General features: G+C 74.2%; 15 protein-coding genes and 3 pseudogenes. 2 read left to right on the top strand and 16 right to left on the bottom strand.

Going from position 1 to position 14655, the window contains the following annotated elements; all coding sequences use genetic code 11:
* Positions 1-44 precede the first annotated feature (44 nt).
* The gene (locus ABZ854_RS30170) at positions 45-419 is read right to left on the bottom strand and encodes a ferredoxin (RefSeq protein ID WP_361216963.1); all 375 of its coding nucleotides are present in this window, start codon (positions 417-419) and stop codon (positions 45-47) included.
* A gap of 86 nt (positions 420-505) precedes the next feature.
* On the opposite strand from ABZ854_RS30170, the gene ABZ854_RS30165 reads away from it, so the two are divergent.
* Positions 506-880, top strand: coding sequence for a DUF6479 family protein (locus ABZ854_RS30165; RefSeq protein WP_361216960.1), 375 nt, complete (start codon positions 506-508; stop codon positions 878-880).
* Between the two features lie 7 nt (positions 881-887).
* Here the strand turns inward: ABZ854_RS30165 and ABZ854_RS30160 are convergent, their stop codons facing one another.
* The 12 genes and pseudogenes from ABZ854_RS30160 to ABZ854_RS30105 form a co-directional block, all read right to left on the bottom strand.
* Positions 888-1343 carry an RpiB/LacA/LacB family sugar-phosphate isomerase gene (locus ABZ854_RS30160; protein WP_361216957.1) on the bottom strand — a complete coding sequence of 152 codons (456 nt, stop codon included), beginning with the start codon at positions 1341-1343 and terminating at the stop codon, positions 888-890.
* 140 nt (positions 1344-1483) lie between these two features.
* A complete protein-coding gene (locus ABZ854_RS30155) occupies positions 1484-1675 on the bottom strand; it encodes a hypothetical protein (RefSeq protein WP_361216953.1) in 192 nt (63 codons plus the stop codon).
* 140 nt (positions 1676-1815) lie between these two features.
* On the bottom strand, positions 1816-3066 hold the full coding sequence (locus tag ABZ854_RS30150; protein WP_361216950.1) for an ANTAR domain-containing protein: 1251 nt from the start codon (positions 3064-3066) through the stop codon (positions 1816-1818).
* A 115-nt stretch (positions 3067-3181) separates the two neighbouring features.
* Complete coding sequence (locus tag ABZ854_RS30145; protein ID WP_361217015.1) at positions 3182-3616, bottom strand: STAS domain-containing protein; 435 nt, start codon at positions 3614-3616, stop codon at positions 3182-3184.
* Between the two features lie 330 nt (positions 3617-3946).
* A pseudogene (locus ABZ854_RS30140) lies at positions 3947-4436 on the bottom strand (glycosyltransferase family 9 protein); the annotation flags it as partial.
* Positions 4437-4439: 3 nt separating this feature from the next.
* Positions 4440-4744: pseudogene (locus tag ABZ854_RS30135) on the bottom strand (glycosyltransferase); the annotation flags it as partial.
* Positions 4741-5703 carry a glycosyltransferase gene (locus ABZ854_RS30130; RefSeq protein ID WP_361216947.1) on the bottom strand — a complete coding sequence of 321 codons (963 nt, stop codon included), beginning with the start codon at positions 5701-5703 and terminating at the stop codon, positions 4741-4743. The gene ABZ854_RS30130 and the pseudogene ABZ854_RS30135, both read right to left, overlap by 4 nt.
* Positions 5700-6554: a glycosyltransferase family 9 protein gene (locus tag ABZ854_RS30125; RefSeq protein ID WP_361216945.1), complete on the bottom strand. Its 855-nt coding sequence runs from the start codon at positions 6552-6554 to the stop codon at positions 5700-5702. The genes ABZ854_RS30130 and ABZ854_RS30125 overlap by 4 nt, the downstream gene beginning before the upstream one ends.
* Positions 6551-7279: an HAD-IIIA family hydrolase gene (locus ABZ854_RS30120; RefSeq protein ID WP_361216942.1), complete on the bottom strand. Its 729-nt coding sequence runs from the start codon at positions 7277-7279 to the stop codon at positions 6551-6553. Before ABZ854_RS30120 ends, ABZ854_RS30125 begins: the two co-directional genes overlap by 4 nt.
* Positions 7276-8271, bottom strand: a complete 996-nt coding sequence (locus ABZ854_RS30115) for a glycosyltransferase (protein ID WP_361216939.1) — start codon at positions 8269-8271, stop codon at positions 7276-7278. The genes ABZ854_RS30120 and ABZ854_RS30115 overlap by 4 nt, the downstream gene beginning before the upstream one ends.
* Positions 8268-8591: pseudogene (locus ABZ854_RS30110) on the bottom strand (carbamoyltransferase C-terminal domain-containing protein); the annotation flags it as partial. The pseudogene ABZ854_RS30110 and the gene ABZ854_RS30115, both read right to left, overlap by 4 nt.
* 73 nt (positions 8592-8664) lie before the next feature.
* Positions 8665-9687: an NAD-dependent epimerase/dehydratase family protein gene (locus ABZ854_RS30105; protein WP_361216936.1), complete on the bottom strand. Its 1023-nt coding sequence runs from the start codon at positions 9685-9687 to the stop codon at positions 8665-8667.
* Between the two features lie 517 nt (positions 9688-10204).
* On the opposite strand from ABZ854_RS30105, the gene ABZ854_RS30100 reads away from it, so the two are divergent.
* Entirely contained in the window at positions 10205-10768 is a 564-nt protein-coding gene (locus ABZ854_RS30100) for a hemerythrin domain-containing protein (RefSeq protein ID WP_361216933.1), read from the top strand.
* 76 nt (positions 10769-10844) lie between these two features.
* Here the strand turns inward: ABZ854_RS30100 and ABZ854_RS30095 are convergent, their stop codons facing one another.
* From ABZ854_RS30095 to ABZ854_RS30085, 3 genes are all read right to left on the bottom strand, one after another.
* Entirely contained in the window at positions 10845-11180 is a 336-nt protein-coding gene (locus tag ABZ854_RS30095) for a DUF3040 domain-containing protein (protein WP_361217012.1), read from the bottom strand.
* A 522-nt stretch (positions 11181-11702) separates the two neighbouring features.
* Positions 11703-12842, bottom strand: a complete 1140-nt coding sequence (locus ABZ854_RS30090; protein WP_361216930.1) for an enolase C-terminal domain-like protein — start codon at positions 12840-12842, stop codon at positions 11703-11705.
* A gap of 14 nt (positions 12843-12856) precedes the next feature.
* Positions 12857-14653: a thiamine pyrophosphate-requiring protein gene (locus tag ABZ854_RS30085; protein WP_361216927.1), complete on the bottom strand. Its 1797-nt coding sequence runs from the start codon at positions 14651-14653 to the stop codon at positions 12857-12859.
* Positions 14654-14655: the final 2 nt, after the last annotated feature.

Genomic DNA, 14655 nt, shown 5'->3' with positions numbered 1-14655 from the left:
CCTGACGGCGCACACCGTAGAACGTGTTCCAGAAATTGGGAACCTCAGTTCAGGGTCGCCATGAAGTCCGTGCAGGCGCGGGCGCAGTCCCGGCAGGACGCCGCGGTCCCCTCGGCGCCGGGCTGCTCGTCGAGGGCGTGCGCGGAGTCGAGGCAGACTGAGCGGCACCATTCCAGCTGGACCCGGATGCCGGCCTCGTCCTGGCGGTTCTGCTCGGACAGCATGCGGCAGGTCGCGTCGCACACCTCCGCGCACATGATGCCGAGGCGGCGGACGCGCTCCTGCCGCTCGGTGCCGTCCGGGTCGAGGAGGCTCGCGCGCACCGCACAGGCCCTGGCGCACTCGGTGCACGCCTGGGCGCACGTGAAGCGGTCCTCCAGGAACCGGTAGAGCTGCTGCTGGGAAGTAGGCGGTGTCACTCCGGCCGGGTAGCCGGGGCCGGGACGGGCAAACCTCACGGGAAGTGCCCGGGTTCGTCCTGTTCTGGGCGGGGTATTCCTCATCTATGAATACCGCAACGATGCAGATGGCCGCGGCCAGCGGCCTGATGAGTCTGGCACTCTTCGGCGCCGCGGTGGTCGTTCTGGCCCTGCTCGCGGGCGGCTTCTGGATGAACTCGCGGATCAAGTACCGCGAACCCCCGCGGCCGCGTCCGGACGAGCAGCCGCACCTGCCCCCCGAGGGTGCGGTGCACGAAGTCCGGCAGAGCATGGAGTCGCAGGAGGTCCCGCACATGGAGAAGGGCGGCCGCCCGCTCACTCCGTACGAACTGAACAACATGAAGTCCAGGCCGAGCGACAGCGGGCAGGGCCAGGGCCGCCCGCGCTGGAGCAAGGGGTCGAGCGGCTCGTTCGGCGGGGGCGGGCTCGGCGCCCACTGATCTCCACTCAGCCGCGGTCGGGCCCGGTGTCGATGCGGTCGAGGTGAGCCAGGTTCTGCCGGTCCTCGGCGTCCTGGCTCGCCTCGGCCGCGAACCAGGCGTCCAGGATCTCCTTCAGCACGGGCGCCGAGGTAAGCCGCAGGCCGAGCGCCAGGACGTTCGCGTCGTTCCACTGCCGCGCTCCCCGCGCCGTCCCGGCGTCCGTGCACAGGGCCGCCCGGACGCCGGGCACCTTGTTCGCGGCGATCGAGGCGCCGGTGCCGGTCCAGCAGCAGACGACGGCCTGGTCCGCCGCCCCGTCGCCGACGTCACGGGCGGCGGCCGCGGAGCAGACCGCCCACCGGGCGTCGTCCCCGGCGCGCAGCGCGCCGTACGCCCGCACCTCGTGTCCCCGGTTCCGCAGCTCCTCGACGAGGAGCCGGGCGACGGGTTCGTCCATGTCCGAGGAGACGGAGATCCGCATGCTCCGAGCCTAGCGGGCGAGACGCGGTCGGAGCTTGGCGGCCGGGGACGCGGTCCGAGCCTGACGGCGGCCGGGGACGGGCGACGGCCCCGAGGACGTCTGGTGACGTCCTCGGGGCCGCCGGTGCGGTGGACAGCGGGTCAGGGATGGTCGGGGCGCTGCGCCGGAGGTACTCCGCCGCCCTGGCCCCCGCCCTTCTCGCCCTTGTCCGAGCCGTGCGGGCGGGGTCCCGTGCGGCCGGCCTTCTGGCGGGCCTTGAGTTCGCCGACGTCCTGCGGGGTGGCGCCTCCCCTGTCACTGCGCCGCTGTTCGGGCTGCTGCGGATTGGACATGCGCCGCGCTCCCTCCGGAAGGGTACGTACTGTGCTGCGTGCGGGGTCCGGGTTCCCAGAGGGACGCGGGTGACGCGGGTGACGCGGGTGACGCACACCCCCGCGACCGGGCCGCCCGCCGGCTCAGGGGGTGCGCCGGCTCAGGGGGTGCGCCGGCTCAGCGCCTTGTGCACGTGTTCGAGTGCGTCCAGCAGGACCGACCGGTGGTACCAGCTCAGCCAGGCCGCCGTGTCGCCCGCCAGCACGTCCAGCGCGTCGCTCTGGCCGGCGGTGGGCCGGCGGCCGGCCTCCTCCCAGTGCAGGGTGATCACGCCGAGGCAGGAGCCGGCGCCGGAGACGACCGGGGTGCTGCGCAGCGCACGGGTGCCGTTGGTCAGGAGGGCGCGCCGGCTGTCGTCGCAGAGCAGCGGGTCCGTCACCACGTCCGGGACGCTCACGGCCTGTCCACGGGTACGGGCGGCCGCGTCGGCGGTGCCCTCGTCCCGGCCGCGCACGAGCACGTCCAGGAAGGTTTCGTCGCAGCCGTGGTGGGTCTCCAGCATCAGGGCGTTCACGGCCGGGTCGACGAACTGGACGTATCCGGCGGGTGCCCGGCCGATGGCCAGCGCCTCGTGCAGCACCGCGTCGATCATCTGCCGCCGGTAGCGCGGGTCGCGCCCGCCCCGGGCGAGGATCCGCAGCGCCGGCACGGGCAGCGGGCGGCGGCCGGGGAACCACACCGCGCCGTCCGGGGGCCGGGCCACCACCACGGCGGACACCAGGACGCGCAGCGGGACGTTGAACCGCTGCGAGGCCTCGCGCAGCACCCGGAATGCGCTCCCCGAGTCGGCCAGGCCGTAGCGGACCATCAGCGTCCCCTGGGCCATGCCGATGACCGGGGCGGTGCGCACCCGGGCGCGCAGGGCCCGGACCTCCTTGTGCAGGTCCTCGTAGGACGGGCGCAGCGGATCGGCCATCTGGGAGCGCCAGGCCGGCAGGTCCTCCACCCGGGTCACCGTCCGGGCCATCTCCCGCAGGGCCTCGTCGAGGGTGGTGTAGAGCCGTACGCCGGCCAGGCGGGCGAGGTGCACCGCTTCCCGTACGCCGGGGCGCGCCCGGACGATGATCAGGTCGGGGCGTCCGGTGCGGGCCAGAGTGGCCTCGCTCAGCGTGCGCAGTACGGCGGCGCCGCCGAGGAGCACATGGGCCATGTCGAGGACGGGGCGCAGTCCGGCACGGTCGGCCTTGGCGAGGTGTCCGCGCAGTTCCTCCGACCAGGCGTGCGCGCCGTCGGCGTCGAGGCTGCCGGACATGCGCAGCAGCAGCGCGCCCTCGGCCGGCAGGCCCTCGACGACGGACGACTCGATGACCAGGGGAGCCGCGGCGCCGGGCCGGTCGGAAGCGGATTTCATGGCATCACCCAGACAGGACGTCACACGGAACAGGCACGGCCCCTTCCTGACCTTCCACACCACCTTGCACGGGAGGCGGCCGGCCGACAACCGCGCCGGGCGTGCGCCCGGCCCGTCAGCGTCGGACGCCGGGCTCGGGCCGTACCGGTCTTCGGTCTTCCAGGGCGTGCAGCGCGGAGGCCATGGTCGCGTGGACGCGCACGCCCTGCAGCCCGGCGAGCCGCAGCATCTCGCGTACATGCGGCCGCGGTTGTACGACGGGCAGGGAGCGGCCGGAGAAGGCGAGGTTCCCGGTGGCCCGGTCCAGGGACCGCACGGCGACGGCGCTGGCGAGGTACACCTCGGTCATGTCCAGGACGGCGTGTTCCCCGGCGATGTCGGCACGCTCGACGTGCTCGGCCAGGGCGGCGGAGAACTCCGGGGCGTTGGAGGCGTCGACCGTGCCGCGCGCCTTGAGCACGCTGATCAGGCCCACCTCGGGGCGTCGTTCCCGTACGGCCTTCAGGGACAGGGCGGCGGTGCGGGGGTGGGACAGCTGACCGTTTTCCATGGGGACCGAACTTCCTGTGGGGAGGTAGTCAGCCAGCCGCGTCTTGACCGGGGGGTTCACTCTGCCTCCGCCGGTTGCCCGACGCAATGACTCTCCCCGGGCGTGTCGGGGCCGGATTTCCTCGTCCGACATACCGCCGTGCGGGTGGCCTTCACGGGCCGGCTCCGGTGCGGGCGGGAGGGGGCGCGCCCGCACCGCGCCCACGACAGCGCGGTGGGCGCGCGGCCGAGGGCGCGCGCCGGGCTCCGAGGCGCGGGCACGGTACGCATCAGGTGCCCGGTGCGCATCAGGACGGCCGTCGTGGCCGAGCAGGGTCCGGGCGGCGGCGGTGACCTCGCAGGCGGTGATGCGCAGCAGCCGGGTGTCGGGGGTGCGGCCGTGCGGGTCGCCGGGTGGGCCGGGTTTCCACAGGGCGAGGTGCCGGGGCCCGGCGGCGGCACCCACAGGCGCGGGGAGACCGGCCCTGACAGGGTGACCGAGCGGCTGCCGGGGGCGACGGCGAGATGGGCGAGGCCGGTGTCCCCGCTGAGCACGAGGGAGGCGTGCGCCACCAGCGCGGACAGCTCGCCGAAGGGCAGTCCGCCGGTCAGCATGCCGCTCGCGGGGTGGCCGCCGCGCTCGGCGACCGACCGCACCAGGGCTCCTCGCCGGGCCCGCCGGTGAGCATCACATGGTGTCCAGTGGCGCGCAGGCACCGTACGACGGCGGCGTGCCCCTCGACGGGCCGGCGGCGCGCCCCGGACGCGGCGCCGGGGTGGACGACGACCGCCCCGGGGGCCGGGGAGGGCGTGCCGGGCGGGGGCAGGCGCAGGTCACGGGGGGCCCGGGCCAGGAAGGCTCCGAACTCGGTTATGTGCGGCAGCAGTTCGTCCTTGGGGACGGGGGCCGGCGGCCCGGCCGGCACGTGCACGACGTGGACGCCGTCGATGAGGATCATCCGGTCCGGCAGTCCGGTGGAGTCACGGCGGGTGTAGACGGTGACGCGGTACCCCTTTCTGGCGAGCTGCCGGACGACCTGCGCCACGTAGACGTTCTGCCCCCCGCGGCCGGTCCGCCGAGGGCGGCCAGGGGGCCGGCGTGCTCGGAGACCATGGCGACCCGCCCGGCCGAGGGCAGACTGCGGCTCATCGGGTGACCTCCTTGATCAGGCGCTCCCACTCGTCCAGGAAGCGCCGCTCTCCGTAGCGGGCCTGGGCCGCGGTCCTGGCGGCGTCCCCGGTCAGCCGCGCGTACTCCGGGTCGGCGAGGAACGTCCTGATGGCCTCGTCGAGGACGTCGAGGCGGTTGGAGACCACCCCGGCGCCCTCGGGTATCGCCTCCCTGACCTCGGTGGTGTCGAGGGCTACGACCGGCATGCCGAGGAACATGGCCTCCAGCAGGGACAGCCCCAGGGAGGTCCAGCGCACCGGGTGCAGGTACAGCCGGCAGCGGGCCATCGCCGCGTGCAGGGCGGCCTGCGGCAGGTCCCGGCCGCGGCACCGCTCGGGCGGCAGGCCGAGGCGCTCGGCGAGCCCTTCGGTGGCTATGCCGAAGACGTCGAGCGGGGCCGAGCAGGCGAAGCGGGGCAGCAGGTCCGTCCCGGTCGTACGGCCCCTGCGCACGGGCTCGTTGACGACGACCGCCGCCCGCTGTTCGGTGCCGGTCCACAGTGGCCCGGGGTCGATGATGCCGTGCTCGACGACCTCGGTGGGTGCCGTGCCGTTGTCCCACATCAGCCGGTTGAAGTGGGTGACGTGGACGACGGGTATCCGGCTCTGCGCGGCCAGCGGGTGCTGGGTCCGCTCGGCGGACACGCCGGGGCAGTCGTGCTCGACGTACACGGCGGGAACGTCCACGCCGGGGCGGCGGCCGGTCCAGCGCAGGGCCAGGTCGAGTTCGTGGGGGCGCTGGAGCACCATCAAGTCGATGTCGCTGTCCCAGAGTTCCTTCGGCGTGCGCTCCTGCACGGTGGCGGGCCAGTCCCGGCTGACCGCCCGGCCCAGGCCGTCGGGCCCGCGGTCCTCGGTGACCGGGACGAGGTAGGTGTACGGGCCCTGCACGAAGGCCGTGAGCCATGAACCGTGCACGTGCCAGACGAGGATGTTCACGAGGAGCCCTCCTGCATGAGCTTGTGGACCGCGCGCACGACGTCCTGTCCGGTGACCTCGTCCTGGCAGGGGTGTCCGGGCACCGGCCAGACCAGGGCCCTGGTGTCCGCGCACGGCGCCGACGGGTCGCCGAGAAGGATCACGGGGACGCCGTACGGCGCCCAGCGGCCGGCCGGGACCACCGGCGCGAACAGGGACACCACGGGGGTGCCGACGGCCGCGGCCAGGTGGGCGGGGCCGGTGTTGGCGCTGACGACGGCGTCGGCCATGCGCAGCACCCCGGCGAGGGTGCGCGCGGTGGTGCGGCCGCCGAGGTCCACGGCGAGGTCGCCGGCCACCCGGCGGGTCAGGGCCCGCTCGCCGGGGCCGCCGGTGACGACCACGCGGTGCCCGGCGTCGGCGAGCAGGGCGACCGCTTCCGCGCACCGGTCGGGGCTCCAGGCGCGGGCGGGGGCGCTGGCGCCGGGGTGCAGGACGGCGTACGGGCCGTGCCCGGTCAGGGCGCCGGTGTCCGGGGGCGGTACGACGTGCAGGGGGCCGTCGTCTCCGGCCGTCGGCGGAAAGCCAAGGGCGGTGGCGGTGTCGAGGGCGGCCTGGGCCTCGTGGCGGTCCGGCAGCCGGCGGTGCCGTTCGTCGAGCAGGCGGCCGGGGTGGTCGACGCTGTCGGCGCCGATCCGGCCGACTCCGGCGAGCCGCAGCAGCGGCGCGGTGGGCAGCATCCGGGCGGCGTCGGCGCCGCGCGGCCCGCACAGCATGGTCAGGTGGGAACAGCCGGCGGCGACGGCACGCACGGCGGGCCCGGCGAGCAGGACGTCACCGAAGCTGTCGAGCCGGACGACGAGCGCCTTCACGGCGACCAGCGCCCCACCGCGCGGCGCGTCTCACCCTTCGGCCGGGGCACGGAGTTGGGCCGCGTCCCGTCCTGTGCGCGGGGGCTTGCCGGGGCCGCCGGGTGCCGGGAGGCGGGCGCGTCGGACGTATGCCCGGTCGCTCGCGCGTCCGGCGTGGGCACGGTGGCCGGCGTGTGCGTGGACGGCCGGGCTTCGGGGCGGTTCGGGGGCGTGCGGGGGGCCTGGGTCCCCGCCGGCGCCGGCGTTCGGGCGAGGGCCCGGCGGAGTGCCGTGAGGGCGTCGGGGGCGTGCTCGGCGGCGTAGCGTTTCGTCTCCGCCGGGGCGGTGGCCGCGTTGGGGACGAGTGCGGCGCGGGCGCCCGCCGCGTGGGCGGCCTCCACGTCGGCGGCGATGTCCCCGATGACCAGGCAGGCGTGCGGGGAGACGCCGAGGCGGGCCGCCGCCGCGAGGACCAGTCCGGGCCTGGGCTTGCGGCAGGGGCAGGCGGCGTCCGGCAGGTGGGGGCAGTGGAGCCAGGTGTCCAGGCCGCCGAGGAGCGCGTTTGCGCGCTCGTTGACGCGGCGGACCTCGTCCTCGGTGAGCAGGCCGCGGCCGACGCCGGACTGGTTGCTGACCACGCCGGTGGCCAGTGGGTCGCCGTTGTACGGCACGTAGTGGACGAGGGTGCCTTCGCGGTCGAACAGGACGGCCGCGAGCGGGAGTTCACGGGGGTGGCCGGTGCTCACCGGCCACCCCCGAGGGGTGCGGCGTGCCGGTGGCGGATCACTCCGCGCAGCCAGTGCCGGGCGGCGAGCGGCGGGATGAGGATGCTGGTGCCGAGCATCCCGGCGATCTCGCGGGCGGTGCGCGGGCCGGGCAGGATGCGGGCGAGCGCGAACTCGGCCGTACCCAGGGTCCACAGGGCGCCGAGTGCGACGGCGGTCCGGCGGCGGCCGGCCAGCGCGCAGGAGGCGGCGGCGAGCGCGGCGCCGGTCACGGCCAGGTGGCGTGGGAGCCGGCCGCGGGGTGCCTGGGCGCGGGTCCACCAGTCGCGTCCGTGGAGCCGGTTCATGAGCACGTCGTCGGCGTTGCCTCGCTGCACGGGCAGCGAGGCCCACCAGTGGGCCGGGCGGACCGGGTGGCAGGTGATGCGGCTCCCCCGGCTCAGGGTCCAGCCGGCCCGCTGGACGCGCAGCGCGAGGTCGGCGTCCTCCCGGAAGGCGCGCGGGAACCGCTCGTCGAAACCGTCGACGCGGGTGAGGGCGGCCGTCCGGTAGGCCATGTCGGCCGTGGCCCAGGCGGCGTTCTCCAGGCCGGCGGTGTTGCGTTCCCAGTCGGTGGGCCGGCGGTCCAGGGGCAGGGGGACACGCAGCCGCCCCTGGATGCCGCCGACGTCCTCCCCGGCCGCCCGCAGGTCCTCGGCGAGCAGCCGGGACCAGTCGGACAGCACCTGGACGTCGTCGTCGAGGAAGACGGTCCAGGGAGTGCGCACGGTCCGCCAGCCGGCGTTGCGGGCGGCGGCCGGACCCCGGCCGCCCGTGCGCAGGGTGCGGACCCGGTCGAGCAGCAGCCCGGCGGGCTCCAGTGGCAGGCCGCCGTCCGGGGCGGGCCGGTCGTCGACGACGATCACCTCGTGCGGCGGGTGCCCGTCGGCGGCGGCGAGCGCGCGCAGGCACTCGGCGAGGCAGGGGCGGCCGACCGTCGGGACGACGACGCTGTAGGCGGGCGCGGGGCTCATGCGAACGCCTTCGCGCGGCGGATCGCGAACGGGCCGAGGCCGAGCAGGTCGACGGGGGCCGAGCCGAAGCACTCCAGGGCGTCGCGGGGGTCGTCGACCATGGGCTCGCCGGCGGTGTTGAGGCTGGTGTTGACGACCACGGGCAGTCCGGTGCGCCGTTCGAAGCCGTCGATCATGCGGTCGACGAGGGGTTCGCCGGCACGGTCCACGGTCTGGATGCGGGCGGTGCCGTCGACGTGGACGACGGCCGGGCGGGAGTACCGCTCCTCCTCGGCCGCCGCCACGACCGTGCCGTCGGTGAAGAGGGCCGCGGCGGGATCGTGGAAGAGTGCGTTGATTCCAAGGACGTGCATGCGCGTGGCTCCAGGGGCGGCGGGGCGGACGGGCGGGTGGTCAGCTCTGCGGGTCCGGACCTCCGTCCGTCGGCAGCAGGGCCGGCCCTCCGTCCGTCGGGAGGGCGGCGAAGCAGGCGATGGTCTGCTTCAGGCCCTCCTCCCACGGCACCTCGGGCGACCAGCCCAGCAGTTCGTGGGCGAGGGTGGTGTCGGGGCGGCGCGGACCCGGGTCGTCGAGGGGCCGGTCGATGAAAGCGACCGGGGAGATGGAGCCGGTCAGGGCGACGATGCGGCGGGCCAGGTCGGCCATGGTGATCTCGTCGCCGCCGCCGATGTCGACGGGCCGCACGGACCGGCTCGCGGCGACCCGGAGCACGCCGTCGACGGTGTCGTCCACGTAGCACAGGGAGCGGGTCTGCCGGCCGTCGCCGGTCACGGTGAGCGGCTCTCCGGCGAGGGCCTGGCTGATGAAGGTGGGCACGGCCCGGCCGTCGTGGGCGCGCATCCGCGGCCCGTAGGTGTCGAACAGCCGCACGATCCCGGCGTCGATGCCCCGGGTGCCGGCGTGCGCGCTGACCAGGGCCTCGGCGAACCGCTTCGACTCGTCGTAGACGCTGCGCGGGGCGACCGGGTTGACGTTGCCCCAGGAGCCCTCGTGCTGCGGGTGCACGAGCGGATCGCCGTACACCTCGGAGGTGGAGGCAAGCAGGAACCGGGCGCCGTCGCGTTCGGCGATCCGCAGGGCGTTGCGGGTGCCGAGGCTGCCGGCGTCCAGGGTGTGCAGGGGCAGGCGCAGATGGTCGGCGGGGGACGCGGGGCAGGCGAAGTGCAGGACCAGGTCGTACGGCCCCGTCAGCTGTTCGGGGCAGGCGGGCGCGGACACGTCGCAGGGCAGGTAGCGGAAGCCCGGCCTGCCGTCGAGGTGGGCCACGTTCTCGCGCCGCCCGCAGACCAGGTTGTCCGCGCAGTCGACTTCGACGCCTGAATCCAGCAGCCGTTCGCACAGGTGGGAGCCGAGGAAGCCGGCGCCGCCGGTCACGACGGCCCGCTGCCAGGGAACGGGCGGGGTGTCACCAGTCATCGGGGCGTTTCCTTCGTCCGCGTACGCCACGTCGTCCGCGTCGTGCGGGTCCGCCCGGGACGTCGCTGTCCTGGAGGCGTCCGGCGCCTGACGTGCCGCCGGGCCGAGGTGTCGGCCCGCTGAAGGCAGAAAAGGACGGGGCCGGGGTCCCGCTGATCCGGAGGACCGCCCCGTGTCGGCCGCCTCTGGCTGGACGGCGCCGGCCCTCTGAGTTCCCGGGCCGGTTGGATTCACACGTTGATTCTTATTCTCCGGAATCACGGGTACTCGCGCGACTCAGGTCATCACGGACAGTCGCCCCGAGAACCTCGCCGGTGTCGGCGGAGGGGGCCGGGAGCAGGGCATTCTCCGCCCCCGGCCGGGCGGGCGCCTTCCGCGCGGGCCCGGACGGCGGCGGCCCGGCACCCGATGCGCTCACGGCACGCGGCGGGCCGTGTAGCGCGCGGCCGGGAGGGCACTCGTGGTCGACGACGGTGGGCCTGCCCGCGGCCACCGCGTTCTGCCAGGAGGTAACGACATGGGTCACGGCGGAAACGTCATCCAGGAGCTGACGACCGACCACCGCGAGGTCGAGGAGCTGTTCGGCCGCATCGAGGCGCTGCCGCCCGGCGCCAAGGAGCGCAAGATCCTGGCCGACCAGGCCACGATGGAACTGGTCCGCCACTCGGTGGCGGAGGAGTCCTACCTGTACCCGGCGGTGCGCGAGCACCTGACGGGCGGCGACGCGCTGGCCGACAAGGAGATCGAGGACCACGCCAAGGCCGAGCAGATGATGAAGGACCTGGAGAGTCTGGAGGCGGACGATCCGCAGTTCGACACGCTCATGGGTCAGCTGATGCGCGAGATCCGTATGCATGTGGACGACGAGGAGCAGAACCTCTTCCCGAAGCTGGCGGCGACCTGTCCCCCGGACGCGCTGATGGACCTGGGCGACAAGGTGCGCCGGGCGAAGAAGACGGCGCCGACCCGGCCGCACCCGTCGGCGCCGGACGAGCCGCCGGCCAACAAGCTGCTGGCCCCCGGGGCCGGGCTGGTCGACCGGATGCGTGACATGTTCTCGGGACGGGGCAAGGGCGCCTGAGCGGCGGCGGCCGCGATGCGTGATGAGGCCCCCGGCGGCAGGTGCCGCCGGGGGCCTCATCACACGATCACGTCGGTCATCCTCCGTGCCACGGCCGCGGGGGCCGGTCGCCCTTCCGGTGGCGCCGGACGGTACGGCAGAGCAGCCGGAAGGCCTGGAGCAGGGTCAGCGGCCACAGCAGGACGAAGCACCAGAGCAGGGCGGCGTCCGAGGTGCGGACGCCCGCCACGGCCACGAACACCGACGCGGCCGCCAGCAGCAGGACGGCCAGCGGCAGCGAGGCGCCCCGGTTCTCCTCGCCCATCCGGTGCACGAGCCGCCGGTCCCGCTTGAGGTCCGCCTCGATCTCCAGCAGGGCGAGCCGCTCGCGCGCGGAGAGTCGTACGTCTTCGGGGGGCTCCCAGTTGTGCATGTGATCCACGGAAACGGCACCTCCTCCGGCCGGACGCCGGCCCTTCGCTTGTCCCGGCGACCGAGTTCCCAGGAAAGGAGCGCCCGAAGCAGGTGCCCGTGGCGGCCGGACCGGCCCGTGTGGTCAGCGGCGCGCCGCACGTACGGCGGACGCCGCGACGGCCGTGCCGACGGCGACGGCGACGGCGACGGCGGCCGAGGTGCGCAGGACCCCCCGGCCCAGGGGCGGCTTCGGGCGGGCCGGCGTCGCGCGTTCGGGGCTCGGTGGTGCCGGCGCCGAAGTGGACCACGAGCCAGGCGCCGCCCTCGGGGTGCGGGAGTTCCTGGATGTCCTCGGCGTTCATGTTCCGCGACTGCTGGTCGCGGATGAGCCGGTTGTCCAGGCCCTCCAAGGGCGGGCGCAAGGGCGAGATCTACGCCGCCCTGCGCGACCTGCGCGACAAGTACACGGGCGCGATCCGGACCGGCTTCCGCTCCGTGGAGGAGGTGCCGCACCGCGTCTCCGGTCGGGCCCTGCGGGCTGTCAGGCCGGTCGTGTGCCGTGGACGCGGTAGGGCTCGGCGTCGGACCACTTGACGTCGAGGCCGAGCCCGGGGCGGCCGGGGTCGGGGCGCAGGGCGCCGCCGTCGGGTGACCGGGTGCCGTCGAACAGCAGGCGCTCGACCCGGACGTGGTCGTGGAAGTACTCCAGGTGCCGCAGCCGGCGCACGGCGCAGAAGGCGTGGGCGGAGACGGCCGGGGCGCAGTGGGCGGACAGGTCGAGGTGGTGGGCGTCGGCGAGGCCCGCCGCCCGGAGGACGCCGGTGATGCCGCCGCAGCGGGTCACGTCGGCCTGGAGGCAGTCCACCGAGGGGCCTTCCACCAGGTTGGTGAAGTCCTGGAGGGTGTAGGCGTACTCCCCCGCGGCGATCTCCAGCCGTCCGGGTCCGGCCTCGCACAGCATCCGCAGCCCGGTGAGATCGGCGGAGCTGACGGGCTCCTCGAACCAGCGGACGTCCCACTCCTCGTGGAACCTGCGCGCCCAGTACAGCGCCTCCTTGCGGCTGAGCGCGCCGTTGGCGTCGGTGAACAACTCGGGGCCGTCGCCGAGCGCCTTGCGCACCGCGGCGAGCCGTTCGGGGTCGCGTCCGGGCTCGCGGGAGGTCTTGAGCTTGACGCGCGGGATGCCCTGTTCCGCCCAGCCGGTCAGCTGGTCGGCGAGACGGTCCAGGGGGTAGTTGGTGAAGCCGCCGCTGCCGTAGACCGGGACCCGGTCGTGGTAGGAGGGCAGGACGTGGGTCAGTGGCAGGTCCAGCAGCCGTGCCTTGAGGTCCCACAGGGCGACGTCCACGGCGGAGACGGCCATCGCGCCGACGCCGGGGCGGCCGGCGTTGCGGATCTGCCGCCCCATCAGCTCCGAGAGGGCGGCCGGCGCGGTGACGTGCTCACCGTGCAGCAGGGGGGCCAGTTCCGAGGTCACGAACGAGGCGACCGACACGTCCCCGTAGGTGTAGCCGAGTCCGGTTCTGCCGCCGGCGTGCACCCGGACCAGGACGGCGGTCGTGGAGTCCCACTCCAAAGTGCCGTCCTGCTCCTTGCCGTCGGGGCCGTCGGTGGGCACCTCGAAGGCGTGCACGTCGACCGCGTCGATGCGGCATTCGGCCGGTGCCGGTCCCACTGCCATCGGTTCGGTCCTCCTCAGTGCCGGCCGGGCAGGCGCTCGACCATCTCGGACAGCTTCTGCCGGGCGCCCTTGGTGGCGATGCCGGTACGCTCCGGGTCCTTCACGGCGGCCTTGGCGGCCTTCTTCCCCTGACTGGCCACGATGTGCGGCGGGATCGGGGCGATCTCCTGGTCGGTCTTGAACTCCAGGACCACGGGCCGGTCGCAGGCCAGGGCCTCCTCCCAGGCGGCCCCGACCTTCTTCGGGTTGTCGCAGTAGATGCCCTTCAGTCCGAGGAGTTCGGCGTACTGGGCGTACGGCACGTCCGGGATGTACTGCGAGCCGGGGTACTTGGGGTCGCCGGCCATGGCCCGCTGTTCCCAGGTGACCTGGTTGAGGTCCTGGTTGTTGAAGATGCAGAAGATGAACGGCGCGGGGCCGGAGAGACGGTCCAGGTACCGCTTGATGGTGATCATCTCGTTCATGCCGTTCATCTGGAACGCGCCGTCGCCGACGAAGGCGATGACCGGCCGGTCCGGGTAGGCGAACCGCGCGGCGATGGCGTACGGCGTGCCGGGGCCCATCGTGGCGAGGGTGCCGGACAGCGAGGCCCGCATGCCGTCGCGCAGCTTCAGGTGCCGGGCCCACCAGTTGGTGCCGGAGCCGGAGTCGGCGGTCAGGATGGCGCCGTCGGGCAGGCGCGGCGACAGCTCCGCGGCGACCGCCTGCGGGTTGATCGTGCCGCCGAAGTTCTCGCTCGCCCACTTGTCGCAGACGGCGTTCCACTCGCGGACGTGCTTCTCGATCTTCTTGCGCCAGCCGCGGTCCTCCTTGCGCCGCAGCAGCGGCAGCAGCGCCTTGAGGGTCTCCTTGGAGTCGCCCACGAGGTGGGCGTCCATCGGGTACCGGATGCCGATCATCCGGCCGTCGATGTCGATCTCGACTCCCTTGGCCCGGCCCTCGTCGGGCAGCCATTCGGAGTAGGGGAAGCTGGTGCCGACCATCAGCAGGGTGTCGCAGCCCTGGATCATCTCGTCGCTGGCCTTGCTGCCGAGCAGGCCGATGGGGCCGGTGACGAACGGCAGGTCGTCCGGCAGCACCTCCCGCCCGAGGAGTGCCTTCGCCACTCCGGCGCCGAGGAGTTCGGCGACCTCGATGACCTCGCCCTGGGCCTTGGCGGCGCCCTGGCCGATGACCATGGCGACCTTCTCGCCGGCGTTGAGGATGTCGGCGGCCTTGCGCAGCTCGCCCTCGTGGGGCAGGACGCGCGGCTGGCTCCAGCCGACGCTGGAGAACACGGAGCCGTGCATCTTCGGCGGCGACGGGACGGCGCCCTCCTCCTGGATGTCGTCCGGGACGATGATCGTGGCGACGCCGCGGGTGGTGAGGGCCGTCTTGAACGCCCGGTCGATGACGTGCCGGGTCTGCCCCGGGTGCATGACCACCTGGCAGAAGTCCGACACGTCGGCGAACAGCCGGTCCAGGTGGATCTCCTGCTGGTAGTGCGCGCCCAGCGACAGCCGCTTCTGCTGGCCGATGACGGCGACGACCGGCTGGTGGTCGAGTTTCGCGTCGTAGAGGCCGTTCAGCAGGTGCACGGCGCCGGGGCCGGAGGTGGCGATGCAGCAGCCCACCTCGCCGGTGAACTTGGCGTGCGCGCACGCCATGAACGCGGCCATCTCCTCGTGCCGTACCTGGATGAACTCCGGCTCTCCCCCGGCCCGGTCGAAGGCGCCGAGCATGCCGTTGATGCCGTCGCCGGGGTAGCCGTAGACACGGTGTACGCCCCATTCGGACAGGCGCTGCAGGACGTAGTCGGCGACCAGTGTCATAC

The organism is Streptomyces sp. NPDC047028 (genome assembly GCF_040644095.1).
In the GTDB taxonomy this organism is placed as follows: domain Bacteria; phylum Actinomycetota; class Actinomycetes; order Streptomycetales; family Streptomycetaceae; genus Streptomyces.
The sequence above is the reverse complement of the archived record's forward strand: the minus strand, read 5'-3'. Positions and strand labels throughout refer to the sequence as shown.

Coding starts and splice junctions, on each gene's coding strand:
- ABZ854_RS30145 (WP_361217015.1), bottom strand. CDS start 3,616: ATGGAAAACGGTCAGCTGTCCCACCCCCGCACCGCCGCCCTGTCCCTG.
- ABZ854_RS30150 (WP_361216950.1), bottom strand. CDS start 3,066: ATGAAATCCGCTTCCGACCGGCCCGGCGCCGCGGCTCCCCTGGTCATC.
- ABZ854_RS30165 (WP_361216960.1), top strand. CDS start 506: ATGAATACCGCAACGATGCAGATGGCCGCGGCCAGCGGCCTGATGAGT.
- ABZ854_RS30160 (WP_361216957.1), bottom strand. CDS start 1,343: ATGCGGATCTCCGTCTCCTCGGACATGGACGAACCCGTCGCCCGGCTC.
- ABZ854_RS30085 (WP_361216927.1), bottom strand. CDS start 14,653: ATGACACTGGTCGCCGACTACGTCCTGCAGCGCCTGTCCGAATGGGGC.
- ABZ854_RS30100 (WP_361216933.1), top strand. CDS start 10,205: ATGGGTCACGGCGGAAACGTCATCCAGGAGCTGACGACCGACCACCGC.
- ABZ854_RS30105 (WP_361216936.1), bottom strand. CDS start 9,687: ATGACTGGTGACACCCCGCCCGTTCCCTGGCAGCGGGCCGTCGTGACC.
- ABZ854_RS30115 (WP_361216939.1), bottom strand. CDS start 8,271: ATGAGCCCCGCGCCCGCCTACAGCGTCGTCGTCCCGACGGTCGGCCGC.
- ABZ854_RS30095 (WP_361217012.1), bottom strand. CDS start 11,180: ATGCACAACTGGGAGCCCCCCGAAGACGTACGACTCTCCGCGCGCGAG.
- ABZ854_RS30090 (WP_361216930.1), bottom strand. CDS start 12,842: ATGGCAGTGGGACCGGCACCGGCCGAATGCCGCATCGACGCGGTCGAC.
- ABZ854_RS30155 (WP_361216953.1), bottom strand. CDS start 1,675: ATGTCCAATCCGCAGCAGCCCGAACAGCGGCGCAGTGACAGGGGAGGC.